General features: G+C 75.4%; 20 protein-coding genes. 13 read left to right on the top strand and 7 right to left on the bottom strand.

The annotated features are described in order from the left end of the window. Nucleotides 1–107 precede the first annotated feature (107 nt). Nucleotides 108–719, bottom strand: coding sequence for an NUDIX hydrolase (locus tag ACZ6Q9_RS14310; protein WP_396827412.1), 612 nt, complete (start codon nt 717–719; stop codon nt 108–110). A gap of 101 nt (nt 720–820) precedes the next feature. Between ACZ6Q9_RS14310 and lgt the strand changes: the two genes are divergently transcribed. After that, nucleotides 821–1978, top strand: a complete 1158-nt coding sequence (gene lgt, locus ACZ6Q9_RS14315; RefSeq protein ID WP_393262664.1) for a prolipoprotein diacylglyceryl transferase — start codon at nt 821–823, stop codon at nt 1976–1978. A gap of 13 nt (nt 1979–1991) precedes the next feature. Next, on the top strand, nt 1992–3179 hold the full coding sequence (locus ACZ6Q9_RS14320; protein WP_393262661.1) for an FAD-dependent oxidoreductase: 1188 nt from the start codon (nt 1992–1994) through the stop codon (nt 3177–3179). A gap of 30 nt (nt 3180–3209) precedes the next feature. On the opposite strand, the gene ACZ6Q9_RS14325 is transcribed toward ACZ6Q9_RS14320, so the two are convergent. Continuing rightward, nucleotides 3210–4046, bottom strand: a complete 837-nt coding sequence (locus tag ACZ6Q9_RS14325) for a GNAT family N-acetyltransferase (protein ID WP_393263298.1) — start codon at nt 4044–4046, stop codon at nt 3210–3212. A gap of 155 nt (nt 4047–4201) precedes the next feature. Between ACZ6Q9_RS14325 and gltB the strand changes: the two genes are divergently transcribed. The 5 genes from gltB to ACZ6Q9_RS14350 all read left to right on the top strand — a co-directional run bounded on the left by gltB (nt 4202) and on the right by ACZ6Q9_RS14350 (nt 15737). Next, the gene (gene gltB / locus ACZ6Q9_RS14330; RefSeq protein ID WP_396827409.1) at nt 4202–8896 is read left to right on the top strand and encodes a glutamate synthase large subunit; all 4695 of its coding nucleotides are present in this window, start codon (nt 4202–4204) and stop codon (nt 8894–8896) included. Then, nucleotides 8889–10397 (top strand): glutamate synthase subunit beta, encoded by a 1509-nt coding sequence (locus ACZ6Q9_RS14335; RefSeq protein WP_393454804.1) that lies wholly within the window; start codon nt 8889–8891, stop codon nt 10395–10397. The genes gltB and ACZ6Q9_RS14335 overlap by 8 nt, the downstream gene beginning before the upstream one ends. 175 nt (nt 10398–10572) lie before the next feature. Continuing rightward, nucleotides 10573–12111, top strand: coding sequence for an MFS transporter (locus tag ACZ6Q9_RS14340; RefSeq protein WP_396827407.1), 1539 nt, complete (start codon nt 10573–10575; stop codon nt 12109–12111). A gap of 127 nt (nt 12112–12238) precedes the next feature. After that, nucleotides 12239–14836: an FtsK/SpoIIIE domain-containing protein gene (locus ACZ6Q9_RS14345; protein WP_396827405.1), complete on the top strand. Its 2598-nt coding sequence runs from the start codon at nt 12239–12241 to the stop codon at nt 14834–14836. A 4-nt stretch (nt 14837–14840) separates the two neighbouring features. Continuing rightward, nucleotides 14841–15737, top strand: a complete 897-nt coding sequence (locus ACZ6Q9_RS14350) for a hypothetical protein (RefSeq protein ID WP_396827403.1) — start codon at nt 14841–14843, stop codon at nt 15735–15737. Nucleotides 15738–15861: 124 nt separating this feature from the next. Here ACZ6Q9_RS14350 and ACZ6Q9_RS14355 read toward each other — a convergent pair whose 3' ends face one another. Both ACZ6Q9_RS14355 and ACZ6Q9_RS14360 read right to left on the bottom strand, forming a co-directional pair. Further along, on the bottom strand, nt 15862–16308 hold the full coding sequence (locus ACZ6Q9_RS14355) for a nitroreductase family deazaflavin-dependent oxidoreductase (RefSeq protein ID WP_393262646.1): 447 nt from the start codon (nt 16306–16308) through the stop codon (nt 15862–15864). 18 nt (nt 16309–16326) lie between these two features. Continuing rightward, nucleotides 16327–16509, bottom strand: a complete 183-nt coding sequence (locus tag ACZ6Q9_RS14360; protein WP_396827401.1) for an isochorismatase family protein — start codon at nt 16507–16509, stop codon at nt 16327–16329. Nucleotides 16510–16647: 138 nt separating this feature from the next. On the opposite strand from ACZ6Q9_RS14360, the gene ACZ6Q9_RS14365 reads away from it, so the two are divergent. From ACZ6Q9_RS14365 to ACZ6Q9_RS14390, 6 genes are all read left to right on the top strand, one after another. Further along, nucleotides 16648–17442 carry a lipase family alpha/beta hydrolase gene (locus ACZ6Q9_RS14365; RefSeq protein ID WP_396827399.1) on the top strand — a complete coding sequence of 265 codons (795 nt, stop codon included), beginning with the start codon at nt 16648–16650 and terminating at the stop codon, nt 17440–17442. 185 nt (nt 17443–17627) lie between these two features. After that, entirely contained in the window at nt 17628–17993 is a 366-nt protein-coding gene (locus ACZ6Q9_RS14370; RefSeq protein WP_396827397.1) for a YciI family protein, read from the top strand. Between the two features lie 413 nt (nt 17994–18406). Then, nucleotides 18407–19855, top strand: coding sequence for a pyruvate kinase (gene pyk, locus ACZ6Q9_RS14375; RefSeq protein WP_357701687.1), 1449 nt, complete (start codon nt 18407–18409; stop codon nt 19853–19855). Next, the gene (locus tag ACZ6Q9_RS14380; RefSeq protein WP_350682454.1) at nt 19852–20736 is read left to right on the top strand and encodes an acyl-CoA thioesterase; all 885 of its coding nucleotides are present in this window, start codon (nt 19852–19854) and stop codon (nt 20734–20736) included. The genes pyk and ACZ6Q9_RS14380 overlap by 4 nt, the downstream gene beginning before the upstream one ends. 88 nt (nt 20737–20824) lie before the next feature. Continuing rightward, nucleotides 20825–21295, top strand: a complete 471-nt coding sequence (locus tag ACZ6Q9_RS14385; RefSeq protein WP_350709253.1) for an RrF2 family transcriptional regulator — start codon at nt 20825–20827, stop codon at nt 21293–21295. Nucleotides 21296–21586: 291 nt separating this feature from the next. Then, the gene (locus ACZ6Q9_RS14390; RefSeq protein WP_396827581.1) at nt 21587–22561 is read left to right on the top strand and encodes a sulfite exporter TauE/SafE family protein; all 975 of its coding nucleotides are present in this window, start codon (nt 21587–21589) and stop codon (nt 22559–22561) included. Between the two features lie 15 nt (nt 22562–22576). On the opposite strand, the gene ACZ6Q9_RS14395 is transcribed toward ACZ6Q9_RS14390, so the two are convergent. The 3 genes from ACZ6Q9_RS14395 to ACZ6Q9_RS14405 form a co-directional block, all read right to left on the bottom strand. After that, nucleotides 22577–24010, bottom strand: coding sequence for a pyridoxal-dependent decarboxylase (locus tag ACZ6Q9_RS14395; protein ID WP_396827394.1), 1434 nt, complete (start codon nt 24008–24010; stop codon nt 22577–22579). A 218-nt stretch (nt 24011–24228) separates the two neighbouring features. Then, nucleotides 24229–25239 (bottom strand): LLM class flavin-dependent oxidoreductase, encoded by a 1011-nt coding sequence (locus ACZ6Q9_RS14400; RefSeq protein WP_393269035.1) that lies wholly within the window; start codon nt 25237–25239, stop codon nt 24229–24231. 76 nt (nt 25240–25315) lie between these two features. Beyond that, nucleotides 25316–25795: an Lrp/AsnC family transcriptional regulator gene (locus ACZ6Q9_RS14405; RefSeq protein WP_350682462.1), complete on the bottom strand. Its 480-nt coding sequence runs from the start codon at nt 25793–25795 to the stop codon at nt 25316–25318. Nucleotides 25796–25859: the final 64 nt, after the last annotated feature.

Below are 25859 nucleotides of genomic sequence, written 5' to 3' on the forward strand. Positions count from 1 at the left end.
TGCACTTTGTGCCCGCGTAATGCGCGGGATGCCCTCTTTTGTCGGGGCGGAAGGTGCAAGATCGCGAGAGTTGGGCGGGAGCGTGGGGATGTGGGGCGCGTGGGGAGTTAGTGGCGGGTTGCCGTGGGTGGATTGGCCCGCTGGCCCGGCGGGTGTCCGGCCGGGGAAGCGATCGCGCTCGGAGTGGTGTCCCTTTCGGCCGCAGTGTCCGGTGCGGGGGTGGAGGGCGTGGCGGTGTGCAGGACGCCGGAGCGGCCCGCCAGCGCGTCGGCGAGCGCGGCCCGGGTGGTCGGCGTGAGCGCCTCCGGCAGAGCCGCGGGGTCGTGCCAGGACGCCCGGCAGCCGCCCATCGGCTCGCCGGTCGGCCTCGGCCCCCGGACGCGCGCCCGGAAGACGTGCACCAGGACGTCGGGCAGCGGCCCGGCGTGACCGGCCGACGACGCGACCCGGCCCGCCGACGAGGCCGGGGCGGCGGGGCTCGTCGGCGCCGGGGCGCACGCGCCGGCCAGGTGGTAGAGGCCGACCAGGTCCACGACCTCGACCTCCCAGCCCGTCTCGGCCCGGATGTCGCGCATCGCGGCGTGCAGGGGGCTCTCCGCCGGGCGCAGCCGGCCGCCCGGGAGCCCGTAGCGTCGCTCGCCCCGGCCCTGGCGGCAGAGCAGCACCCGGCCGGCGTCGTCGGTGACGACCGCCGCGACCGCCCAGGTGAGCGCGCCCATGGACAAAGAGCCTACGGGGGCGCAAACCAGAAGTCACCGGGATCGGGCGACGGTGGACCGGGGTGCCGCCGGAGGGGCCCACGGCGGTAGCGTGTGCATCCGTGACTCTCGCCTCGCTGTCCCCCCAGGCGGCCCTGCCCAGCCCCAGCACCGCCGTGTGGCAGCTCGGACCGCTGCCGGTCCGGGCGTACGCGCTGTGCATCATCGTCGGCATCGTGGTGGCCTGCTGGGTCACCGAACGGCGGCTGCGCCAGCGCGGCGTGGCCCCCGGCGCGGTCCTGGACATCGCGGTCTGGGCGGTGCCGGCCGGCATCATCGGCGCCCGGATCTACCACGTGATCACCTCGCCGGAGAAGTACTTCGGCACCGGCGGCGACCCGCTGAAGGCGTTCGCCATCTGGGAGGGCGGTCTCGGCATCTGGGGCGCGGTGGCCGGCGGCGCGGTCGGCGCCTGGATCGCCGCCCGCCAGCTCGGCATCCCGTTCGCGGTGGTCGCCGACGCACTGGCCCCCGGCCTGCCGCTGGCCCAGGCGATCGGCCGGCTCGGCAACTGGTTCAACAACGAGCTGTACGGCGGCCGGACCACCCTCCCGTGGGGCCTGGAGATCCACCGGATGGACCCGGACAACCCCGGCCAGGCGCTGCGGGACGACGCCGGCCGGCCGATCCTCGAGCCGGGGCTCTACCACCCGACGTTCGCGTACGAGCTGCTGTGGAACCTCGGCGTCGCCGCGCTGGTCTTCGTCCTCGACCGCAAGCTGCGCCTCGGCCGCGGGCGGGCGTTCGCCCTCTACGTGATGGGCTACACCGCCGGGCGGTTCTGGATCGAGCTGATGCGCACCGACGAGGCGAACACCATCCTCGGCGTACGCCTGAACGTCTGGACCGCCGGCCTGGTGTTCCTCGGCGCCCTGGTCTACTTCCTGCGGGTGCGCGGGCCCCGCGAGTACCTCGTTCCGGTCGGCGCCGCCGCGACGCCGCCCGTGCCCGCCGACTCCGACGTCTCGCAGGTCGACCTCTCCGCCGCCGAGGCGGGGGCGAAGCCGGCCGCGCCGGAGGGCTACCGGGTGGTCGGCGAGGAGCAGTACCGGCGCTGGCGGGAGACCGGCGAGTTGCCCGCCACGACCGGCGGGGAGACGGCGACCGGCAAGGACGCCGCGAGCGCCGGCGACGGGTCCGCCGAGCCGGACGGTGACGAGGAGAGCTCGGAGGACCGGGCGGGGGCTGCCGGCTCCCGGCCCGCCGACCGCGACAGCTGAGGGGGAGCACCACATGCGTAGCGCGGTGGTGGTGGGGGCCGGCATCGGTGGCCTCGCGGTCGCCGGCGCGCTGGCGCGCTCCGGGTGGCGGGTCACCCTGCTGGAGCGCGCCGACCGGGTCCGCCCCGAGCCGACCGCCGTGGCGCTCTGGCCCAACGGCGTACGCGCGCTGCGCGCCCTCGGTCTCGGCGCCGGCCTGGAGGCGATCGCCACGCCGCTGCCCGACGGCGGGGTACGCCGCCCGGACGGCCACTGGCTGGTGCAGCCCCGGCCGACCCCCGCCGACCGGATGCCGGTGGTGGTGCACCGGGAGGACCTGCACGACGCGCTGATCGCCGGGCTGGGCGACGAGGTCGAGCTGCGCACCGGGGTGACGGTGCGGACGGTCCGCGCCGAGCCCGGCCAACGCCCGTCGGTCGGCGACGGCCGGCACACCGTCGAGGCGGACCTGGTGGTCGCCGCGGACGGCACCGACAGCGAGATCCGCCGGCAGCTCGCCCCGGAGTCCGGGGTGGTCAGCTCCGGCTGCGCCGCGTGGCGGGCGGTGATCCCCTGGTACCGCGCCCCGAAGCTGCCCGCCGACCGGCCCGTCGGCGGCGAGGTGCTCGGCGCCGGGTACCGGTTCGTGTCCGCCTCGCTGGGCGAGCGCGGATCCTCCGGCGCCTCCAGCCGGGGCGGCATCTACTGGGTGGCCACGGCCGCCGGGGCGCCCCGCCCGGAGCCGCCGGAGACCCAGCTGGCCCTGCTGCGCCGCTGGTACGCGGGCTGGCCCGCGCCGATCGCCGAGCTGCTCGACGCCACCGACCCGGCGGACCTGGTGCAGCAGGAGATCCGCGAGCTGCGACCGCTGCCCAGGTCGTACGGTTTCCCGGCCGGCCCGGGCGGGGTGGTGCTGCTCGGCGACGCCGCGCACGCCATGCCGCCGCACCTCGGCCAGGGCGCCTGCCTCGCCTTCGAGGACGCGGCGACCCTCGCCTCGCTGCTGCGCGAGTCCCGACTGCCCGACGCCGTGGTCGCGTACGACCGGGTGCGCCGCCCCCGCGCGGCGACGGTGGTCCGGCAGACCCGCCGGATGTCGGCGGTGCTGAAGGCCCGGGGCCCGCTGGCGCTGCGCGCCCGCGACGCCGCCCTCGGCACGATCACGCCCCGCCTGCTCTCCACTGCCGCCACCACGGCCGCCCAGTGGCGGCCCCCGACCTGACCCGCCCACCCCACCCCGCCGGGGCGGGCGTCAGGGGGTGACGGGGGCGGGCTCGGCGATGCAGGCGGTGCCGACGCGGCGGAAGCCGACGCGGAGGTAGACCCGGGCGATGTCCTCGCTGCCGGCGGAGAGGAAGACCAGGTCGGTGCCGGCGGCGAGCAGCGCGCGGGCCAGCGCGGCCGTGACCGCCGCGCCCAGGCCGCGGCGGCGGGCGGCCGGCAGGGTGGCGATCCCGGCGATCTCGGCCACGTCGTCGACCCGCATCGCCATGCCGCTGGCCAGCGCGCCGTCGGCGGGCGTGCCGACCAGCGCCGACAGTCGCCGACCGTCGGCGATCCGGGCCCGCTCCTCGTCCAGCGCCGCCTCGTCCAACCCGGCCACGGCGGCGTCCCGCTGCGCGGGGCCGGCCTCGCCGCGGTCGGTGCCGGGCGCGGCGAACCCGACGGCGGCGACCGCTCGTTGCGCGGCCACGTCCGCCGCGAAGCCGGGTCCCGCCGGGTCGAGCAGCCGCACCGGCACGTCAGTGAGGGTGCCCGGGTCGGGCAGGGCGCCCGGGTCGAGCACCATCAGCGGAGCCTCCAGCACGGACAGGCCCGCCGACCGGGCCACCGCGAGCAGGTCCGGGGTCGTCTCGTGCACCCACTCGAGGGCCTCGGGCAGGCCGAGTTCGCGCTGCCGTTCGCGCACCGCCGCGACGTCGGCCAGCGACGGCGGCTCGGTGGCGTCGAGCCGGGGCCGCGCGTAGAACGGCCAGCCGGCCCCGTTCCGGACGAACAGCACGAGTGCGCCGTGCTCCTCCGTCCGGGCGACGTCCCGGGGCACCGCGTCGTAGAAGCGTTCCAACCGGTCGAACAGGTCCTTCGGCAGGCGATCCACCGGGCGAGACTACACGTCCCACACTCTGGAAGGTGTGATCAATCTGCACTGGCCTTGCGCGCCGGACCCTAACGTAGACTCAATAGACCCCTGAGGGCCGACGTCGTCCCGATCCAGATCCATCCTGAGTGACGACAGGAGGCCCGGTGGCCTTTCCGTACCCTCACCGCAGCCCCCAGCAGGCCCCGCACCTCGGCCCGGGAGCGCCCGCGGCCGGGCTCTACGACCCCGCCCAGGAGCACGACGCCTGCGGTGTGGCCTTCGTGGCGGACCTGCACGGACGGCGCTCGCACGCGGTCGTGGTCAACGGCCTCGACGCGCTCTGCCGACTGGACCACCGGGGAGCCCGTGGCGCGGAACCGAACACCGGCGACGGCGCGGGGATCATGATCCAGGTGCCGGACGCGTTCCTGCGCGCGGTGGTCGACTTCCCGCTGCCGCCCGCCGGAGCGTACGCCACCGGCCTGGTGTTCCTCCCCGACGACGACGCTGCCGAGGCCCGGGCCCGCCGCGTGGTGGAGAAGTACGCGCTGGTCGAGGGGGCCGACCTGCTCGGCTGGCGGGACGTGCCGGTCGACCCGAGCGGCCTCGGCGAGACCGCCCTCGCGGCGATGCCCCGGGTCCGGCAGCTGTTCCTCGCCGCGCACCGGCTCACCGACTCGCCCGCCGGGCCGGCCGGGTCGCCGCTGGGCGGCATCGAGCTGGAGCGGGTGGCGTTCTGCGTGCGCAAGCAGGCCGAGCGGGAGAGCGCCGAGCGGGGAGTGCCGGCGTACTTCCCGTCGCTGTCCGCGCGGACCATGGTCTGGAAGGGCATGCTCACCCCCGACCAGCTCCCCGCGTTCTACCCGGAGCTGACCGACGAGCGGGTGGAGAGCGCGATCGCGCTGGTGCACTCCCGGTTCTCCACCAACACGTTCCCGTCCTGGCCGCTGGCGCACCCGTACCGGCTCATCGCGCACAACGGCGAGATCAACACCATCCGGGGCAACCGGAACTGGATGCAGGCCCGCGAGGCGCTGCTGCGGAGCCCGAACCTCCCCGGCAACGTCCGCCGGGTCTTCCCGGTCTGCACCCCCGCCGCCTCCGACTCGGCGAACTTCGACGAGGTCCTCGAACTGCTACACCTGGCCGGGCGGAGCCTGCCGCACGCGGTGCTGATGATGATCCCCGAGGCGTGGGAGAACGACCCGGACATGGCCCCCGACAAGCGGGCCTTCTACCGCTTCCACGCGAGCCTCATGGAGCCGTGGGACGGGCCGGCCTCGGTCGCCTTCACCGACGGCGAGATCGTCGGCGCCGTGCTCGACCGCAACGGGTTGCGCCCGGGCCGCTGGTGGCGGACGGACGACGGCCTGGTGGTGCTCGGCAGCGAGGCCGGCGTGCTCGACCTCGACCCCGCCCGGGTGGTCGCCAAGGGCCGCCTCCAGCCGGGGAAGATGTTCCTGGTCGACACCGTCGCCGGGCGGATCGTGCACGACGACGAGATCAAGGCGGAGCTGGCCGCCGCGCAGCCGTACGCCGAGTGGCTGCACGCCGGCCTGATCGAGCTGACCGACCTGCCCCCGCGCGAGCACATCGTCTACACCCACGACTCGGTGCGCCGCCGGCAGCAGACCTTCGGCTACACCGAGGAGGAGCTGAAGATCCTGCTCGCGCCGATGGCGCGGACGGGCGCCGAGCCGCTCGGCTCGATGGGCACCGACACCCCGATCGCCCCGCTGTCCACCCGGCCGCGGCTGCTCTACGACTACTTCCACCAGCTCTTCGCGCAGGTCACCAACCCGCCGCTGGACGCCATCCGCGAGGAGCTGGTGACCAGCCTGGCGTCGACGATCGGCCCGGAGGGCAACCTGCTCGACCCGGGCCCGGCGAGCTGCCGGCAGATCGTGCTGCCGTACCCGGTGATCGACAACGACGAGCTGGCCAAGATCCTCTCCATCGACGAGGACGGCGACCTGCCGGGCTTCAAGGCCGTCCGGGTCTCCGGGCTCTACCGCGTCCGGGAGGGCGGCGCGGGGATCAAGGCCCGGCTGACCGAGATCTGTCGGCACGTCTCCGAGGCGATCGAGGACGGCGTACGCATCCTGGTGCTGTCGGACCGGGACTCCAACGCCGACCTCGCCCCGATCCCGTCGCTGCTGCTCACCGCCGCCGTGCACCAGCACCTGGTCCGCGAGCAGACCCGCACCCAGGTGGCGCTGGTCGTCGAGTCCGGCGACTGCCGCGAGGTGCACCACGCGGCCGTGCTGATCGGCTACGGCGCGGCGGCGGTCAACCCGTACCTGGCCTTCGAGTCGGTGGAGGACATGATCTCCACCGGCGCGCTCGTCGGCGTCGAGCCGGTGAAGGCGGTTCGCAACTACGTCAAGGGCCTCGGCAAGGGTGTCCTGAAGATCATGTCCAAGATGGGCATCTCGACGGTGTCGTCGTACTGCGGGGCGCAGGTCTTCGAGGCCGTCGGGCTGGACTCCCGGCTGGTCGACCGCTACTTCCGTGGCACCCCGAGCAAGATCGGCGGGATCGGGCTGGACGGCATCCACGCCGAGGTCGCCGCCCGGCACGCCGTGGCCTGGCCGGAGCCGGGCGCCGAGTCCTCCGGGCGGCTGGCGGTGGGCGGCGAGTACCAGTGGCGCCGCGAGGGTGAGCTGCACCTGTTCAACCCGGAGACGGTCTTCCTGCTCCAGCACGCCACCCGCAGCCGCCAGTACGACGTCTTCCGCCAGTACACGGCGAAGGTCGACGAGCTGGCCGCGAAGGCCGGCTCGCTGCGCGGGCTGTTCACCCTGCGTACCGGCGTGCGGCCGGCGGTGCCCCTCGACGAGGTCGAGCCGGCCACCGAGATCGTCAAGCGGTTCGCCACCGGCGCCATGTCGTACGGGTCGATCTCGGCGGAGGCGCACGAGACCCTCGCGATCGCCATGAACCGCCTCGGCGGCAAGTCCAACACCGGCGAGGGCGGCGAGGACGTCGAGCGGCTGCACGACCCGGCCCGCCGCTCCGCCGTGAAGCAGATCGCCAGCGGCCGGTTCGGGGTGACCAGCGAATACCTGGTCAACGCCGACGACCTCCAGATCAAGATGGCCCAGGGCGCCAAGCCCGGCGAGGGCGGGCAGCTGCCCGGCAACAAGGTCTGGCCGTGGATCGCCCGCACCCGGCACGCCACGCCGGGCGTCGGCCTGATCTCCCCGCCGCCGCACCACGACATCTACTCCATCGAGGACCTCGCCCAGCTCGTCCACGACCTGAAGTGCGTCAACCCGTCCGCGCGGGTGCACGTCAAGCTCGTCAGCGAGGTCGGCGTCGGCACCGTGGCGGCGGGCGTGGCGAAGCTCAAGGCCGACGTCATCCTGATCTCCGGCCATGACGGCGGCACCGGCGCGTCCCCGCTGAACTCGCTCAAGCACGCCGGCACCCCGTGGGAGCTGGGGTTGGCCGAGGCGCAGCAGACGCTGCTGCTCAACAAGCTGCGCGACCGGGTCACCGTGCAGGTCGACGGCCAGCTCAAGACCGGCCGGGACGTGCTGGTCGCGGCGCTGCTCGGCGCCGAGGAGTTCGGCTTCGCCACCGCCCCGCTGATCGTCGAGGGCTGCGTGATGATGCGGGTGTGCCACCTGGACACCTGCCCGGTCGGCATCGCCACCCAGAACCCGGTGCTGCGGGAACGCTTCACCGGCCGGCCGGAGTTCGTGGAGAACTTCTTCCTCTTCCTCGCCGAGGAGGTCCGCGGCTACCTGGCCGAGCTGGGCTTCCGCTCGATCGAGGAGGCCATCGGGCACGCCGAGCTGCTCGACGTCGCCCCAGCGATCGCGCACTGGAAGGCCGGCGGGCTCGACCTGACCCCCGTGCTGCACCTGCCGGAGCTGCCGGCCGGCGCCGCCCGCCGGGGCGTCCGCGCCCAGGACCACGGCCTGGACCTGGCGCTGGACAACGAGTTGATCGCCCTCGCCGGGCCGGCGCTGCGCGACGGCACGCCCGTACGGGTCGAGGTGGCGGTGCGCAACGAGCACCGCAGCGTCGGCGCGATGCTGGGCGGCGAGGTGACCCGCCGCTTCGGCGGAGCCGGCCTGCCCGCCGACACGGTCGAGTTCACGCTGCGCGGCACCGCCGGGCAGTCGTTCGGCGCGTTCCTGCCGCGCGGGGTCACCCTGCGGCTGCACGGCGACGCCAACGACTACGTCGGCAAGGGCCTCTCCGGCGGCCGGCTCATCGTGCGGCCGGACGCCGCCGCCCCCTTCGTCGACGGCGACGCCGCACCGGGGGAGCGGGCCGAGGACCAGACCATCGCCGGCAACACCATCCTCTACGGCGCCACCGCGGGCGAAATCTTCCTGCGCGGGCGGGTGGGGGAGCGGTTCGCGGTGCGCAACTCCGGCGCGCTGGCCGTCGTCGAGGGCGTCGGCGACCACGGCTGCGAGTACATGACCGGCGGGACCGTGGTGGTGCTGGGGCCGACCGGCCGCAACTTCGCCGCCGGCATGTCCGGCGGGACCGCGTTCGTGTACCGGCTGGACCGTCGCCGGGTCAACGCGGAGCTGGTCGACCTGGCCCCGCTGTCCGAGGAGGAGCAGGCCGTGCTGCACGAGCTGGTGCAGCGGCACTTCGCCGAGACCGACTCGGCGGTCGCCGAGGAACTGCTCAAGCGCTGGCCGGAGGCGGTGGCGGAGTTCACCGCGGTGGTGCCCCGGGACTACCGCCGGGTGCTGGAGATCATGCGGGCCGCCGAAGCCGCCGGCCGCGACGTCGACGACGCGGTGATGAGCGCGCTCTCCGCGCCCGCCGCGAAGTCCATGCCGACCACGCCCGCCCCGCGGGCGGCGGTCCAGGAGGTGGCTCGTGCCTGACCCGAACGGTTTCCTGCGCTACGACCGGCGGCTGCCGGCGCGCCGCCCGGTGCCGGTGCGGATCAGCGACTGGCGGGAGGTCTACCCGCCGGCCGGCGAGGAGCTGATCCGCGAGCAGGCCACCCGCTGCATGGACTGCGGCATCCCGTTCTGCCACGACGGCTGCCCGCTGGGCAACCGCATCCCCGACTGGAACGACCTGGTCCGCACGGGCGGCTGGGACGCGGCGGTGGAGTCGCTGCACGCCACCAACAACTTCCCGGAGTTCACCGGCCGGCTCTGCCCGGCGCCCTGCGAGGCGGCCTGCGTGCTCGGCATCGGCGGTGGCCAGCCGGTCACCATCAAGCAGGTCGAGGTGGAGATCGCCGACGCGGCCGTCGCGCGGGGCGGCCTGCTGCCACGCCCGGTGCCCGCGCCGACCGGCCGCTCGGTCGCCGTGGTCGGTTCCGGGCCCGCCGGCCTCGCCGCCGCGCAGCAGCTCGCCCGCGCAGGTCACGCCGTGACGGTGTACGAGCGCGACGACGCGATCGGTGGCCTGCTCCGGTACGGCATCCCCGACTTCAAGCTGGAGAAGGCCCACATCGACCGGCGGCTGGCCCAGCTCGCCGCCGAGGGCGTGCGCTTCCGCACCGGGGTGAACGTCGGCGTCGACGTCACCGCCGAGCAGGTGCGCGCCGAGCACGACGCGGTGCTGCTCGCCTGCGGCGCGTTGCAGGGCCGGGACACCCCGGAGACCCCGGGCCGGCACCTGCGCGGCGTGCACCAGGCGATGGAGCACCTCGTCGCGGCCAACCGGGTGGTCGCCGCGGCGGCCGGCGGCCGGCCCGACACCGCCGTGCTGCCCGACGGCACGCCCATCGACGCGGCCGGGAAGCACGTGGTGATCATCGGTGGCGGCGACACGGCGGCGGACTGCCTCGGCGTGGCGCACCGGCAGGGCACGGCCGGCGTACACCAGCTCGACCTCTACCCGCAGCCGCCGCAGGCCCGCGACGAGGCCCGGGACCCGTGGCCGACCTGGCCGTGGCTCCTGCGCAGCTACCCGGCGCACGAGGAGGGCGGCGAGCGGGTCTTCGCCGTCGCGGTGCAGGAGTTCGTCGACGACGGCACCGGGCAGGTGCGGGCGGTGCGGATCGCCGAGGTGAGCGTGGAGAAGCGGGACGGGCGGCGGATCGTCACCCCGCTGCCCGGCTCGGAGCGGGAGCTGCCGGCCGACCTGGTGCTGTTGGCCATCGGTTTCGAGGGCACCGAGGAGCAGCCGCTGCTCGACCAGTTCGGGGTCGTCCGCAACGCGCGCGGGGCGGTCGACGCCCGGCCGGACTGGCAGACCGCCGTCGATGGCGTCTTCGTCGCCGGTGACATGCACCGGGGCGCCTCGCTGATCGTCTGGGCGATCGCCGAGGGGCGGGCGGCGGCCGCCGCGATCCACGCGTACCTCGGCGGGGTCGGAACGCTCCCGGCCCCGGTGGACCCGGCCCGGCAGCCGCTCGCGGCCCGCTGACCACCCGCTCGGACCCGACGTGGTCCCGGCCTGCGCCTGGCAGGCCGGGGCCACATTGCGTGAGCCGCCTCACGAAAGACGGCAAATCGGTTTAATTGCCGCCAGACTTGGCGGCTGCCGCGCACCGCACCCGGGTTCGGCACCGTCATGTCGCCGTCCCACGGGGGAATCAGTCGTGTTCGCCGCGCTGCGCCACCGGAACTACCGGATCTGGGCCGCCGCCGGGTTCGTGTCCGTCGTCGGGACCTGGATGCAGGTCCTGGGCGTGAACTGGTACGTGCTCGCCGAGACCGGCTCGGCGACGTCGATGGGCTTCACCGTCCTGCTCCAGGCCCTTCCCACCCTGCTGCTCAGCGTCTGGGGCGGGGCGCTGGCCGACCGGCTGCGCGCGAAGCCGCTGCTGATCATCGCCCAGGCGCTCCACGCGGCCCTGGCGGCCGGGCTGGCGCTGGTCGCCGTCACCGGCGTGGGCGGCCTCCCGGCGATCTACGCGATCTCGCTGGTGACCGGCGCGGTCTCGGCCATCGAGGGTCCGGTGATGGGCCGCTGGTGCTCGACCCTGGTGGACCGGGAGAGCCTCGGCAACGCCCTGGCGCTCGGCTCGCTGACCAACTCGGCCGGCCGCATCCTCGGTATGAGCGCCGGCGCCGTCCTGGTCGCCGCCGTCGGCCCCGCGCTGCTCTTCGCGGTCAACGCCGCCAGCTTCGTCGCGGTGGTGGTGGCCCTGTTCGCCGTACGCGAGCGGGAGCTGCACGCGGGGGAGCCGGCGCCGGCCGACGCGGAGCAGGCGGACGGCGGCATCGTCGCCGGCTTCCGCTATCTGCTGCGCCAGCCGGTGGTGCTCGTCGCGCTCGCCCTGTCGTTCGTGCTCGGCAGCCTCGGCCGCAACTACCAGGTGACCATGGCGGCCATGAGCGACGGACCACTGGGCGGCGGTGCCTCCGGCTACGGGTTCCTCTCCACCGTCTTCGCGATCGGCACGGTGCTCGGCGCCCTCGTCGCGGCCCGGCGGCGTGAGCTGGGCTACGGGATCCTGCTCGCTGCCGGCCTGCTGGCCAGCGTGCTGCAGATCGTCGCCGGCCTGGCCCCGGGCACCCTGAGCTTCGCGGCGGTGATCCTGCCGGTCGCCGCCGCGGCCGTGGTCATCGACACCACCGTCGGCGCCCGGGCCCAGCTCGACACCGACTACGCGATGCGGGGCCGGGTGCTGGCCGCGCTGGCGGTCACCGGCTCCGTCTCCGCCGCGGTCGGCGCGCCGCTGCTCGGCTGGCTCTCCGAGCACGCGGGCCCCCGGCAGACCCTCGTGCTGGCCGGGACGGTGACGGCGATCGCCACCGTGGTGGCGGGGATCGGGCTCGACCGACTGCGTGGGCGCCCGCTGCGCCGGCGGGTCGCCCTGGCGCTGGCCGTGCCGGCGGTGCGGCGTCCGGTGCGTCGGGTCGCCTCGACGGCGGCCCGCGTCGTCCGGCCGGCGTCGAGCGCGGTGCGGTCCGTCCGGCCCGTCCGGGCCGTCGCACGGATCGTCCGACCGGCGGGAAGCGACGTGCCGGCCGGCCGCCCCGTGCTGCCCCGGCCGGCCACCGGTCGACCCCGGGCGGGCCGGGAGGCGCACGAATGCGCAGCCTGCGCACCACGCCGTGCCCGCCGCCGCTCCCGCCCGACCGGCACGGCACCCCCGGCCGGCCAGCCGGCCGACTGCCCCCGCTCCGGCTGACCCCACCGCCCCACCGGTTCCCGGTGTGCGGATGGGCCGACGCGCCCGCCTCGCCACTGTCCGGGTGTCGCCCGTGTCCGTTAGGGTCCTTGAGGACCAGGCGGGGCGACGGCGACGGGAGCAGAGGGTGGGCAGGCTCGCGTCGGCGTACGGGCAGGCGGTCGCGGCGCACCGCGCGGCCCGGTCCCACCTCGACACCGCCCGTCGGGCGCTCGCCGGGCACGCCGCCCCGGCCGTCCCGAACGGCGCGGGCGCGCTCGTCGCCCGGCTCGCCGAACTCGGCGGCGCGCTCGCCACCCCGACCCCCGGGGCCACCCCGGTCGCCGTCGCGCCCGTCCCGGTGCGCGTCGGTGAGGCGTCCACTCCCGACGGCGCCTTCCCCGTCCTCGTGCCGCTGGGCGGCGGCCACCACCTCGCGGTCGACGCGGACGCCCGCGACCCCCGGGTGGCCGGCCTGCTGCGGGCGCTCGTGCTGCGGCTGCTCGCCACGGCGCCGCCCGGCGGGGTCCGGGTCGCCGGGATCGACACCGCCGCGCTGGGCGCCACCTTCGGGCCGCTGCGCCCGCTGGTCGACGCCGGCGTGCTCGACCCGCCCGCCACCGGCGAGGCCGAGGTGGCCGCCCTGCTCGACGCCGCGGAACGGCACGCCCGCGCCGCCCGGCACGCCGACCGCCCCGACCAGGAGTTGCTGCTGGTCGTCGCCGCGTCGACGCCGCCGCCCCGCGAGGCGGCCCGGCTCGCCGCGCTCACCCACGCCGGGCCGGCCGCCGCCGTCTGCGTCCTGGTCGCCGGCCAGCCGTCCGCCGCGTCCGCCGACCCGCCGCCGCAGCTCGGCGCCACCACCACGGTCCGGCTGACCGAGCGGTACGCCCACGTCGGCGACCCGCCCGGCGCCCCGTTCAGCGTCGACGGCACCGGCCTGGCGGCCCCCGTGCTGCTCGACGGCGACCCGCCGGCCGCGTCGGTGGCGGCCCTCGCCGCCCATCTCGGCGCCGCCGCCCGGCGCGGCGACGCGGTGGGCTTCGCCGAGCTGCTGCCCGAGCGGCGGTGGGCCGAGTCTGCGGGCAACGGGCTGCGCACCGTGGTCGGCCGCGCCGGCCGGGACCGGGTCACCGTCGCCTTCGACGACGCCACCCCGCACTGGCTCGTCGGTGGGCGCACCGGCGTCGGCAAGACCGTCTTCCTGCTCGACGTCCTCTACGGGCTCGCCGCCCGCTACTCGCCCGCCGAGCTACAGCTCTACCTGCTCGACTTCAAGGAGGGGGTGAGCTTCACCGAGTTCGTCCCCACCCCCCGCGACCCGTCCTGGCTGCCGCACGCCCGGGCCGTCGGCATCGAGTCCGACCGGGAATACGGCGTCGCCGTCCTGCGGGAGCTGCGCCGCGAGCTGTCGCGGCGGGCCGCCGCGCTCAAGCGGCACGGCGTCACCAAGCTCGCCGACCTGCCCCGTGACACGCCGGTGCCCCGGATCGTGGCGGTGGTCGACGAGTTCCACGTGCTGCTCGCCGGTAACGACGCGCTGGCCCGCGAGTCGGTCGACCTGATCGAGGAGTTGGCCCGCAAGGGCCGCTCGTACGGCGTGCACCTGGTCCTGGCGAGCCAGAGCATGACCGGCGTCGAGGCGCTCTACGGGCGGGCCGAGGCGATCTTCGGTCAGTTCGCGCTCCGGGTGGCGCTGCCCGGCGGCGGCGGGGTGCTCGACCCGCTGAACGAGGCCGCCCACACCCTGCCCGTCGGTTCGGCCGTGCTCAACACCGCCGCCGGGGCGGTCGGCGCCGACACCGTCGTCCGCTTCCCCGACGCCCACGCCGCAGCGGCCGAGCTGGCCGCGCTGCGGCACGAGCTGTGGCAGGCGCGGCCGGCGGGCGCGCGCCCCCCGTCGGTGTTCAGGGGCTACGAGACCGCGCGCGTCGAGGACGACCCCACCTTCGCCGGCCTCCGACCGGGCGGGCGTCGCCCGCTCGCCCTGGTCGGGCGGACGGTCGACGTGGACGGCACCTCCGCGCTGTTCATGATGGACGCCACCCCGGGCCGGCACCTGGCCGTGGTGGGCACCTCGGCCACCGGCGCGGAGGTGCTGCGGGCGGCCACCCTGAGCCTCGCCCGCCAGCACGCCCCGGGCGACGCCCGGTTCCTCCTCGCCCCGCTGGTCGCCGCCGCCGAGCCCGCCGCCGACGACACCACCGCCACCCTGGTCGCCGCCGGTCACGCCGTCGACCGCCTCGACACCGCCGGCCTGCGCCGGCACGTCGCCACCCTCGCCGCCGGGCTGTCGGCCCCCACCGCGGCGTCCGGCCCGACCACCCCGGCCCGGCCGGAGGGCAGTGCCGCGCCGGACACCGGCCGCACCTACCTCGTCGTGTTCGGGATGGACGCCGCCAGCGCCGCGCTCGCCGCCACCGACCCGGAGACGTTCCGCTCCGGCCACGACGACCTGGGGGCGCTGCTGCGCCAGGGCCCCGCGCGGGGCGTGCACCTGCTCGGCTGGTGGCGCGGGCTGCGCCGGCTCGCCGACGACCTCGGCGGCGCGCACAACCGCGACGACGTCGCCTGCCTGGTGGCGCTGAACGTGCCCGGCACCGAGCTCGGGCTGCACCTCGGGGTGCACGACCTCGCGTACGCGCCCCGGCCCGACCGGGCGCTGCTGGTCGACCGGCACGACCAGCGCACCCGGCTCATCGTGCCGTTCGCCCGCGACGGGCACGGCCCGGACGGGGAGGACTGAGGCGGTGTCCGACTACTCCGAGTACGCGGCGCTGGCCCGCCAGCTCGCCGAGCGGCGCCGGGCCGGTGAGCGTGGCGCCGCCGCCGAGGCCGAGCGCCGGCGCAACCTGCACGCCGCCGCGGAGTACCTCCAGCACCGGCTGACCGCCCAGGGGCAGCGCCTCGACCAGCTCGGCCAGGCCATCGGCATCCCGGCCTCCGGCGTGCCCACCGGCCCCGCGCCCGCGCCGGCCACCGCACCCGCGGGCCCCGTCACCGCGCCGGCCGCCGTGCCCGGCGCCGGGTCGGTCGGCGACGGCGCTCCGGGCGGCGCGCCGGCCGGCGGCGCCGGACCGGGGGCGGGGGAGCCCGCCGGCGCAGCCGGCGCGCCGGGGCGGCCGGGGGTCGGGGCGTATCCCCAGGTCGGGGTGGGGGAGACGAGGCTGGCGCTGCCGCCGGGGGCGGCCCCGGCGGCGGGCGGGGTGCCGGGCCCGCGCCCGGCGGAGGCCGACCCGACCACCGAGCTGGAGTTGGCCCGGCGCTACGCCGACGAGTCCGACCGGCACGGGCAGCAGGCCGAACTGCTCGCGCAGCAGCCGCCGCTGCTGCCGACCTGGTCGCCGGTGACGCGGGCGCTCGCCGTCTATTCGGGCTGCGCGGCCGTGGCGGCGGTGCTGATGGTGGTGATGGTGCTCGCCTCCGGCGTCGGCCTGGTCGACGGGTTCACCCTGGGCGCCTGGATCTGCGCCGGCCTGCCCGCGCTGTCGTTCTTCGCCGGCTACCTGGTGCTCGGGCGCTGGGGGCGGCCGGCCCTGGTCGTCGGCACCCCGCCTCGCTACGTGCACCTGGGCTTCCTGATCTGCTTCGTCGCCGTGCCGGTCGCCTACGTGGCCTACCTGCTGCTGTTCCGCCTCCTCCGCTGACCGGCCGTCGCTCCGCCGCCAGGGCGCCCGGCCGTCGCCAGCGCGCCCGGCCCTCGGGACCGGTGGAACACGGTGGACGTCACCGGCGCCCGGAGACGGCCGTGGTGTTCCACCGGTGGTTCCGTTACGGCGCGACGTCGGAAGGCACCGGCTCGACCACGACGACGGGAATCTCCCGGTCGGTCCCCTGCTGGTAGCGGGCGTAGGTCGGGAAGACGCCGGTCATCACCTGCCACAACCGGGGCCGCTCCTCGGCAGTGGCGGTCCGCGCCCGGCCCCGGAACCGTTCGGCCCCGACCTGCACCTGCACCTCGGGGTCGGCGCAGAGGTTGAGGTACCAGGCCGGGTGTCGCGCCGCACCGCCGTTCGACGCCACCAGCAGGTACCGGTCGCCGTCCCGGCCGTAGATGAGCGCCGTCCGTCGCAGCTTGCCCGTCCGGCGCCCCCGGGTGGTGATCAGCAGGGCGTCGTATCCGTGGAACCTGCCGCCGTCGGCGCCGTCGGTGGCCAGGTAACGCTCCACGTGGCTGGCCACCCAGCCGACCGGACTGTCCTCGATGGTCTCCGCCATCGGAGCAGCGTAGCCGCCTCAGCGGTAGTCGTCGGCGCGTCGGACGGCGCCGAATCGCGGGAAGATCCGCTCGACGGCGAACTCGTGCTCGTCGGCGGCGAAGCCGGACATCACGTCGGCCACGAGCTCCAGCTCGTAGCCGTGGTCGCAGGCCGCGCGGGCGGTCGATCGGCGCGCCGCGCGAATTGCCGGTTCGTGCATACGGCGCGACAAGCGGTTACCGGCCCGTAACGTCTTATTGACGTTCGTGAATTGCAGCCCTCATCATCGTCCCACGATCGATCGGATCCCCCACCCGCCGTCCCGGCTTTCCGGGTACCTCCCGCCGGAGGTGCAGCCATGCTGCCCCGAAAGATCCTCGTCACCGCCACCGCGGTCGCCGCGCTCCTCGTCCCGGCCAGCGCCGCTACGGCCGCCCCGGACCGTCCCGCCACCCCCACGGCCGTCACCGCCCCGGCCGCCACCGCCACCGCCACCGCCAACCCGGTCATCGTCGTCGGCGGCCTGATCGGCCTATCCATCGCGTACGAGCCGATCGCCGCCCGGCTGCGCGCCGACGGCTTCCGGGTCTTCGTTTACCAGTTGCCCGGCCTCGGCTTCGGCGACATCCGCGACTCCGCCCGCGCCTTCGCCGCGTACGTCGAGCAGGTCCGGTCCGTCACCGGTGCGTCCCAGGTGGACGTCGTCGGCCACTCCGAGGGCGGACTGGTCTCCCGCTGGTACGTGAAGTTCCTCGGCGGCGCGTCGGCCGTCGGCCGCTACGTCAGCCTCGGCAGCCCCCAGCAGGGCACGTACGTCGCGAACATCCTGCGGGTCGTCGGCCTCGGCAGCTGCGCGGGAGTCGTCGCCTGCCAGCAGATGTCGATCGGCTCCGACTTCCTCGCCGACCTCAACGGCGGCGACGACACCCCCGGCGCGGTCCGCTGGACCACCGTCCGGACGTGGCAGGACGAGCTGGTCCGGCCGGTCGACAACGCCTCGCTCGCCGACGGCGCGACCAACGTGCTGATCCAGGCGGCGTGCCCGCTGCGGGTCGTCGGGCACCTCGGGCTCGTGCTCGACGGCACCACGTACACCGTGGTCGGGCAGGCGCTGCGCGACACCCCGATCAGCCCGAACTGCCTGGCCTTGTAGCGGACGTGGTCCGGGCGTGGACAGGGGCCGTGCGGGCGAAACGGCGCAGTCGGGCGGCAACCGGGCCGGGCGCGGACCGAGTTGACCGGAGCACCCGTGCGGGCCGCCCGCACGTGCGACGCTGGGCCCGTGCCGGTGGGCGTCGACCACGGTCGCCGCGCGACGCCACGCGGGAGGGAGCGCCCATGACGGGAGTGCCGCAGGTCGACTTCGCGCTCGACACGTACGAGTGCATCGTGCTGTATCCCGGCGCGGCCGGGCGGGCGCTGCCGGCGGAGACGGTGCAGCGGTTGCAGGCCGAGCACCTCGCGCACATGCAGGCCCTCCAGCGGCGGGGGATCATCCTGGTCGCCGGCTCGGTGGACGGCCAGGCCCGCGAGCCGGACCCGCCGATCGGCTTCGGTTTGGCCCGGACGGGTTCCGTGGGCGATGTGCGCAGCGTGATGGAGGCCGACCCGGCGGTGCAGGCCGGGCTCTACCGGGTGGACGTGATGACCTTCCTCTGCCCGGCGGGCTCGCTGGAGTTCCCACTGGTCAAGACGCAGACCTGAGTGGTCCGGCCGACGCCCGGCGCGGCGCCGTCGCGCGCGGCGTGGACCGCCGTCCCGGGCGTGGCCGCCGGCGTCCCGCAGCGGTTCCGCGCCCGGCGCGTGAGCGACCCGGTCGGGCAGCCGCGACCGAGTAACGCCATCGTCACCATCGTGCCGACGCCCCCTGCGGCGCCATGAAGCAGACCGCGCCGCCGCGAACCAGCCACCGACGCCGGACCACCGGCCGGGAGCACCCCGGTGCCCGGTGGCGCCGGGGGCGTACGATTCCGGCGCGCGGTCGCCGTTGCCCGCCGTCTCAACGTCCCGGCGTGGGTTCCGCCCGCCGGCTGCGCGCGTGACGCGCGTCGTTGGACAATTTTCCGCAGCCCGCGAGGGGTCGGCCCGCAGTCCGACCCGGAGGAGAGACTAGCCTGATGGGCGTGACACGCCGCGCGAAGATCGTCTGCACTCTTGGTCCTGCCACCTCGTCCCCGGAGCGGATCCGGGGGCTCGTCGAGGCCGGTATGAACGTGGCGAGACTCAACTTCAGCCACGGCAGCCACTCCGACCACGAGGCGGTGTACCGGCTGGTCCGCGAGGCCGCGGAGGCGGCCGGACGCCCGGTGGCCGTGCTCGCCGACCTGCAGGGTCCGAAGATCCGGCTCGGCCGGTTCGCCGACGGCCCGCACGAGTGGCGCACCGGCGACTCGGTCGTGATCACCGGCGACGACGTCCTCGGCACGAAGGACCGGGTCTCCTGCACCTACCGGAAGCTTCCGCAGGAGGTCAAGCCCGGCGACCGGCTGCTGATCGACGACGGCCGGGTCGCCGTCGAGGTCACCGACGTCACCGGCAACGACATCCGCTGCCTGGTCACCGAGGGCGGCCCGGTCTCCAACAACAAGGGCGTCTCGCTGCCCAACGTGGCGGTCAGCGTCCCGGCGATGTCCGAGAAGGACGCCGAGGACCTGCGCTTCGCCCTCGGCCTCGGCGTCGACCTGATCGCGCTCTCCTTCGTCCGCTCCGCCGACGACATCAAGCTGGTGCACGGCATCATGACCGAGGTCGGGGTGCACCGGCCGGTGCTGGCCAAGGTGGAGAAGCCCGAGGCGGTCGACTGCCTGGAGCAGATCGTGCTGGCCTTCGACGGGGTCATGGTCGCCCGCGGCGACCTCGGTGTGGAGCTGCCGCTCGACCAGGTCCCGCTGGTGCAGAAGCGCGCCGTGCAGCTCTGCCGGGAGAACGCCAAGCCGGTCATCGTGGCCACCCAGATGCTCGACTCGATGATCGAGAATTCGCGCCCGACCCGCGCCGAGGCCTCCGACGTGGCCAACGCCGTGCTCGACGGGGCGGACGCGGTGATGCTCTCCGGCGAGACCAGCGTCGGCAAGTACCCGGTGCTCACCGTCAGCACCATGGCGAAGATCGTCACCACCACCGAGTCCGGCTCGATCGGGGTGCCGCGCCTCCAGCACGACCCGCGTACGCACGGCGGCGCGCTCACCGTCGGGGCGTCCTCGATCGCCCGGGCCATCGGCGCGAAGGCCCTGGTGGCGTTCTCGCAGACCGGCGACACCGTGCGGCGGCTGTCCCGGCTGCACTGCGACCTGCCGCTGCTCGCGTTCACCCCGGTGCCCGAGGTGCGCAACCAGCTCGCCCTCTCCTGGGGCGTGGAGACCTTCCTGATGCCGTTCGTCGAGCACACCGACGACATGTTCCGCCAGGTCGACCAGGCGCTGCTCGGGCTCAACCGGGCCAACCCCGGCGACCACGTGGTGATCGTCGCCGGCAGCCCGCCCGGCACCCCCGGCTCGACCAACACGCTGCGCGTACACCAGCTCGGGTCGTTGGTCGACGCGGCGTCCGCGCGAGCACTTCAGTGAGTGCCGCGGAGGTCGCGGTCGGCCAGGCCGCGGTCGACCAGCTCCTCGAGGTGCTCGACCTGGAGCACACCGGCGAGATGACCTTCCGGGGGATGAGCCCGCCGGTCGGCCCCCAGCGGGTGTACGGCGGCCAGGTCGCCGGCCAGGCCCTGGTGGCCGCCGGCCGGACGGTCGACCCGGCGCGCTTCGTGCACTCCCTGCACGGCTACTTCGTGCGCGCCGGCGACCCGAGCGAGCCGATCGTGTACGAGGTGGAGAACATCCGCGACGGCCGCTCCTTCTCGGTGCGCCGCTCCGTGGCGCTCCAGCACGGCAAGCCGATCTTCTTCATGTCGGCGTCGTTCCACCGTCCCGAGGAGGGCCTGGACCACCACGCGCCCACGCCGCCCGACGTGCCGGGGCCGGACGAGGTCCCGACGATGACCGACCGGCTCTCCCGCTACCCCGAGCGGCTCGGCATCTGGGCGCAGATCCCGCGCCCGATCGACGTGCGCTACGTGGGCGAGCCCGGTTGGGTGCGCCCCGGCGACCGGCCGGCCGACCCGCACCAGCGGGTCTGGATGCGCATCGACGGCAAGCTGCCCGACGATCCGCTGCTGCACGCCTGCGCGCTGACGTACGCCTCCGACCTGACCCTGCTCGACTCGGTGCTGTCGGTGCACGGCGAGGTCTGGGGCCCCGGCGGGGTGGTGGGGGCCAGCCTCGACCACGCGCTGTGGTTCCACCGGCCGTTCCGCGCCGACGAGTGGTTCCTCTACGACTGCTGGAGCCCGTCCGCCTCCGGCGCGCGGGGGCTCGCCACGGGTCGCCTGTTCACCACGGACGGCCGACACATCGCCAGTGCCGTGCAGGAGGGGCTGCTGCGCCGCGTCGGGGAGTGACGCCGAGCCGGGGCGGCACATCGCCGTCGGCCGATCGGCCGAGGGGTGATCGGTCGGCCGGGGCGACCAGCGGGTTAACCTTGCCGGCATGCGCCTCTCCGCCCGGGTCGACTACGCCCTCCGTGCGGTCGCCGAGCTCGCCTCGGTGACCGGCGGCGCCGGGGCCGGGCGAGGTCGGCCGGTGACCGCCGAGCAGATCGCCCGCGCCCAGGAGATCCCGCCGAAGTTCCTGGAGAGCATCCTGCTGCAACTGCGCCGCGGCGGCATCGTGCACGCCCAGCGCGGCCCCGAGGGCGGCTACTGGCTGGCGCGGCCGGGCGGGGAGATCTCGCTGGCCGAGGTGATCCGGGTGATCGACGGCCCGCTCGCGCACGTACGCGGGCAGCGGCCCGAGGAGCTCGGCTACCACGGCGCCGCCCGGTCCCTCCAGGAGGTCTGGATCGCCCTGCGGGCCAGCGAACGCCAGATCCTGGAGCTGGTCACCGTCGCCGACGTGGCCGCCGGCACCCTGCCCGAGCGGGTCACGGAGCTGGCCGCCGACCCCCGCGCCTGGACCTGATCCGGGCCGAACCGGCCGGCGCCGGGGCTCGCGCGCCGGCGGTCGACGCGTCGCCGCGCCGTCCGGGCCGGCGTCACCGTCGCCCCTGTCGCCGGGCCGGCGTCACCGTCGCCCCTGTCGCCGGGCCGGCGTCACCGTCGCCCCTGTCGCCGGGCCGGCGTCACCGTCGCCCCTGTCGCCGGATCCGCGTCACTGTCGTCTCACTGACCGGTCGGAGTCTTGACCCCGGCACCCCGCGTGCCGCATTGTCGACCAAGTCGATAGGAGATGCCGAAAAGTCAGGGGGCGCTCGTGCGCAAGCTGCTGGTCCTCGCACTGGTCGGGCTCGTCGCGCAACTCGTCGACGGCGCGCTCGGCATGGCGTACGGGCTGACCTCCTCCACGCTGCTGCTGCTCGTGGGCGTCGCCCCGGCCGCCGCGTCGGCGTCGGTGCACCTGGCCGAGATCGGCACCACGCTCGCCGCCGGGGTGGCGCACTGGCGGTTCGGCAACGTCGACTGGCGGGTGGTGGCCCGGATCGCCGTCCCCGGCGCGGTCGGCGCGTTCGCCGGCGCGACCTTCCTCAGCACGATCTCCACCGAGTCGGCGGCCCCGTGGATGGCCGGCATCCTGTTCACGCTCGGCGCGTACCTGCTGGTGCGCTTCTCCCGCCCGCTGCGCACCGACCGGCGGGCCGGTCGGCTGCGGGGGCGCTTCCTGGGCCCGCTCGGCCTGGTCGCCGGCTTCGTCGACGCCACGGGCGGCGGCGGGTGGGGGCCGGTCGCCACGCCGGCCCTGCTGGTCAGCGGCCGGCTGGAGCCCCGCCGGGTGATCGGCTCGGTGGACACGGCCGAGTTCGTGGTCGCCGGTGCCGCCAGCATCGGCTTCCTCATCGGCCTCGGCGCGGAGGGCTTCCTGCTGCCCATGGTGGCCGCGCTGCTCGTCGGTGGCCTGATCGCCGCGCCGGTCGCCGCCTGGCTGGTCCGGATCGTCCCCGCCCAACTGCTCGGCGCGGCGATCGGCGGCGTGATCGTGTTGACCAACGCCCGCACGCTGATGCGCTCGGCCGACCTCGGCGGCCCCGCCCGACCGGCGGTCTACGCGCTGCTCGCCGCCGCCTGGGTCGCCGCCCTGGCGCTGGCCGTCCGGGCGCTGCTGCGGACCCGCCGGGCGCGGGCCGTCGCCGCGGCGGCCCTCGCCGCGACCCCGGTCCCGGCCCCGGCGTCCGTCTCTCGCACGAGCACCCGGATCCCGGTGCCGACCGCCGGCACGCCCGACCCGCGCTAGCGGGGGAGTGGCGGGTCAGCGGGGCAGGAGGGCGGTCGCGGCGTCGCGGAGCAGCGACCACGCCTCGTCGACGTGGGCCTCGGTGGTCTGCGGCGAGCCGACGGCCAGGCGCAGCGTGTACCGGCCGTTCACCCGGGTGTGCGTCAGGTGCACCCGACCCGTGGCGTTGACCCGGGCCAGCAGTTCCGCGTTGACCTCGTCGTCGGCGCGCAGCCGGAAGCAGACCAGCGAGTACGGGTGTGCCCCCACCAGCGCGAACCGGTCGTCGGCGCGGACCCGCTCGGCGAACCGGGCGGCGAGTGCCACCCCGGACCGGATGTGCGCCCGCAGCCCCTCGGCGCCGTACCAGCGCAGCACGAACCAGAGCTTCAGCGCCCGGAACCGGCGGCCCAGCGGCACCTGCCAGTCCCGGTAGTCGATCACCGCGCCGGATTCGGTGGCGGCGTTGCGCAGGTACTCCGGCAGCACGGTCAGCGCCTCGATCAGTTCGGCGGTGTCGGCGACCCAGAACGCGTCGCAGTCGAAGCCGGTGAGCAGCCACTTGTGTGGGTCGAAACAGTACGAATCGGCGTACTCCAGGCCGGTCTGCCCGAACCGCAGCTCCGGGCAGACCGCCGCCGCCCCCGCGTACGCGGCGTCGACGTGCAGGAAGACGCCGTACTCGGCGCAGATCGCGCCGATCTCCGGCAGCGGGTCGATCGCGGTCGTGGACGTGGTCCCGACGGTGGCCACCACGATGGCGGGTACCACGCCGGCGGCCCGGTCCGCCTCGATCGCCGCGCGCAGCGCCGCCGGGGACATCGCCTGCGTCTCGGAGTCCACCTCGATCGGTCGTACGCCGTCGGCGCCCAGCCCGGCGATCCGCGCGGCCTTCTCGATCGAGGAGTGGCCCTGGGTGGACGTGTAGGCGCGGTATCGGCGGTCGACGCCGACCTCGCGCCACCGGCCGCCGCCGGCCCGGTGCAGCGCGACCAGGGTCGCCACCAGCGTCGCCGAGGACGCGGAATCCTGGATCACCCCGCCGCCGCCGGAGCCGGCGCGGAACCGCTTCGGCAGCTCCAGCAGGTCGGCGAGCCAGTCCAGCATCACCGTCTCCAGTTCGGTGCACGCGGGCCCGGTGGCCCAGAGCATGCCCTGCACGCCCAGTCCCGAGCTGACCAGGTCGCCCAGCACGCTGGGCCCGGAGACGTTGGCCGGGAAGTAGCCGAAGAACCCGGGGTGCTGCCAGTGGGTCAGGCGCGGGGCGATCAGCGTGTCCAGGTCGGCGAGGACGGCCGCCACGGGCTCGCCGTGCTCGGGCGGGCCGGCCGGCAGCCCGGCGACCACCGCGCCGGGCGGGTCCTGCGACGTCACCGGGCGCTGCCCCACCGTCGCCCAGTAGTCGGCGATCCAGTCCACCACCGCGTGCCCGGCGCGTCGGAACTCGTCCGGGGTCATGTGCTCAGCCACGCCCTGAGTTGATCAATAATTTGGGCCGGCGGCAAGGAAACGGCGGTCGCGGACGGGGCAGGCACCGGGCCGCAGCCGCGGAATCCGCACAGCCACGGCCCGGTGCCCCACACCGCGGCATCCCCGACCCGTCCCGACCGGGGATGCCGTACCACCACCGGGGACAAACCTAGGCGGCCCGCGCGTCTCCCCGGTGACGGCGACGTGAAGATCGTGTTTCAGCCGTCCCGGCGCAGGCCACCGGCCACCTTCGCGGCGATCAGCTCGTACGAGCGCACCCGGTCGGCCACGTCGTACACCAGCGTGGTCAGCATCAGCTCGTCCGCGCCGGTACGCGCCAGCAGGTCGCCGAGCTGCCGCCGTACGGTCTCCGGCGAGCCCATCGCCTGACCCTCCCGGCGCTGCGCCACGAACTCCCGCTCGATCTCGGTGTACGGGTACGCCGCCGCCTCGTCCGGCGTGGCCAGGGGCCCCGGTCGACCCGAGCGCAGCCGCAGCAGCGACAGCGCGCCCGGTCCCGCCAGCCACTCCGCCCGCTCGTCGGTGTCCGCGCAGACCGCGTTGACCGCCACCATCGCGTACGGCTCGGCCAGCCACTTCGACGGCCGGAAGCTCTGCCGGTACAGCGCCAGGGCGGGCAGCGTGTGCTGCGAGCTGAAGTGGTGCGCGAACGAGAACGGCAGCCCCAGCATCCCCGCCAGCTGGGCGCTGAACCCGCTGGAGCCGAGCAGCCAGATCGCCGGCTGCTGCCCGCGACCCGGGGTGGCCGTGATCGGCCCCGGCCGCTCGCCGGTGAAGTAGTTCATCAGGTCCGCCAGCTCCCGGGGGAAGCCCTCCGCCGACAGCCCCTCCATGGTCCGGCGCAGCGCCAGCGCGGTCACCTGGTCGGTGCCCGGGGCGCGGCCGATGCCCAGGTCGATCCGGCCCGGGTGCAGCGCGTCGAGGGTGCCGAACTGCTCGGCCACCACCAGCGGCGCGTGGTTGGGCAGCATCACCCCGCCCGAGCCCAGCCGGATCGTCGACGTGTGCGCCGCCAGGTGCGCGAGCAGCACGGCCGGAGCGGAACTCGCGATCCCCGGCATGTTGTGGTGCTCGGCCACCCAGAACCGGTGGTATCCCAGCTCCTCGGTGCGGCGTGCCAGCTCGGTGGTGTGCCGCAGGGCCTCGCCGGCCGTGGCACCGGCCGCGACCGGGGCAAGGTCAAGAACAGACAGCGGTACGTTGATCACACGGCTGGCCAACCCGCCCGGCCCCCGAATTGTTCCCCGGGGCAACCAAGCTCACGCGGTGCCCCGCGCCGGGTGCTCAGCCCAGGCCGCGGGCCTGTTCGAAGATCAGGCTCGTCTGGGTGTGCAGCACCGCCGGGTCCACCGCCAGGTGGTCCAGCACGAAGTCCCGCAGCGCGTCCGCCGAGGCGGCCCGCACGTGCAGCACGTAGTCCTCCGCGCCCGCCACGTGGAACACCGACACCACCCCCGGCAGCCGCACCGAGCGGGCCCGGAACGCGTCCACCACCGCCCGCTCGTGCGCGGTCAACCGCACCGACACCAGCGCCTGCAACGGCAGCCCCACCGCCGCCGGGTCCACCTCCGCGTGGAACCCGCGGATCGCCCCACACTCCCGCAGCGCGCGGGTGCGGGTCAGGCACGTCGAGGGGGCCACCCCGACCCGCTCGGCGAGGGCGTTGTTCGGCAGCCGGCCGTCCGCGGCCAGCTCGGACAGGATCGCCCGATCGGTGTCGTCCAGGGTCGCGAACCGCCGCACATCGTTCGTCGCAAGGGGCATGGAGACATCCTCCGTCGAATCGCCGCGCCAATCAAAGGAATCTAGCCGAATCATCTTCGGAACT

This window comes from Micromonospora sp. NPDC049139 (assembly GCF_055586845.1).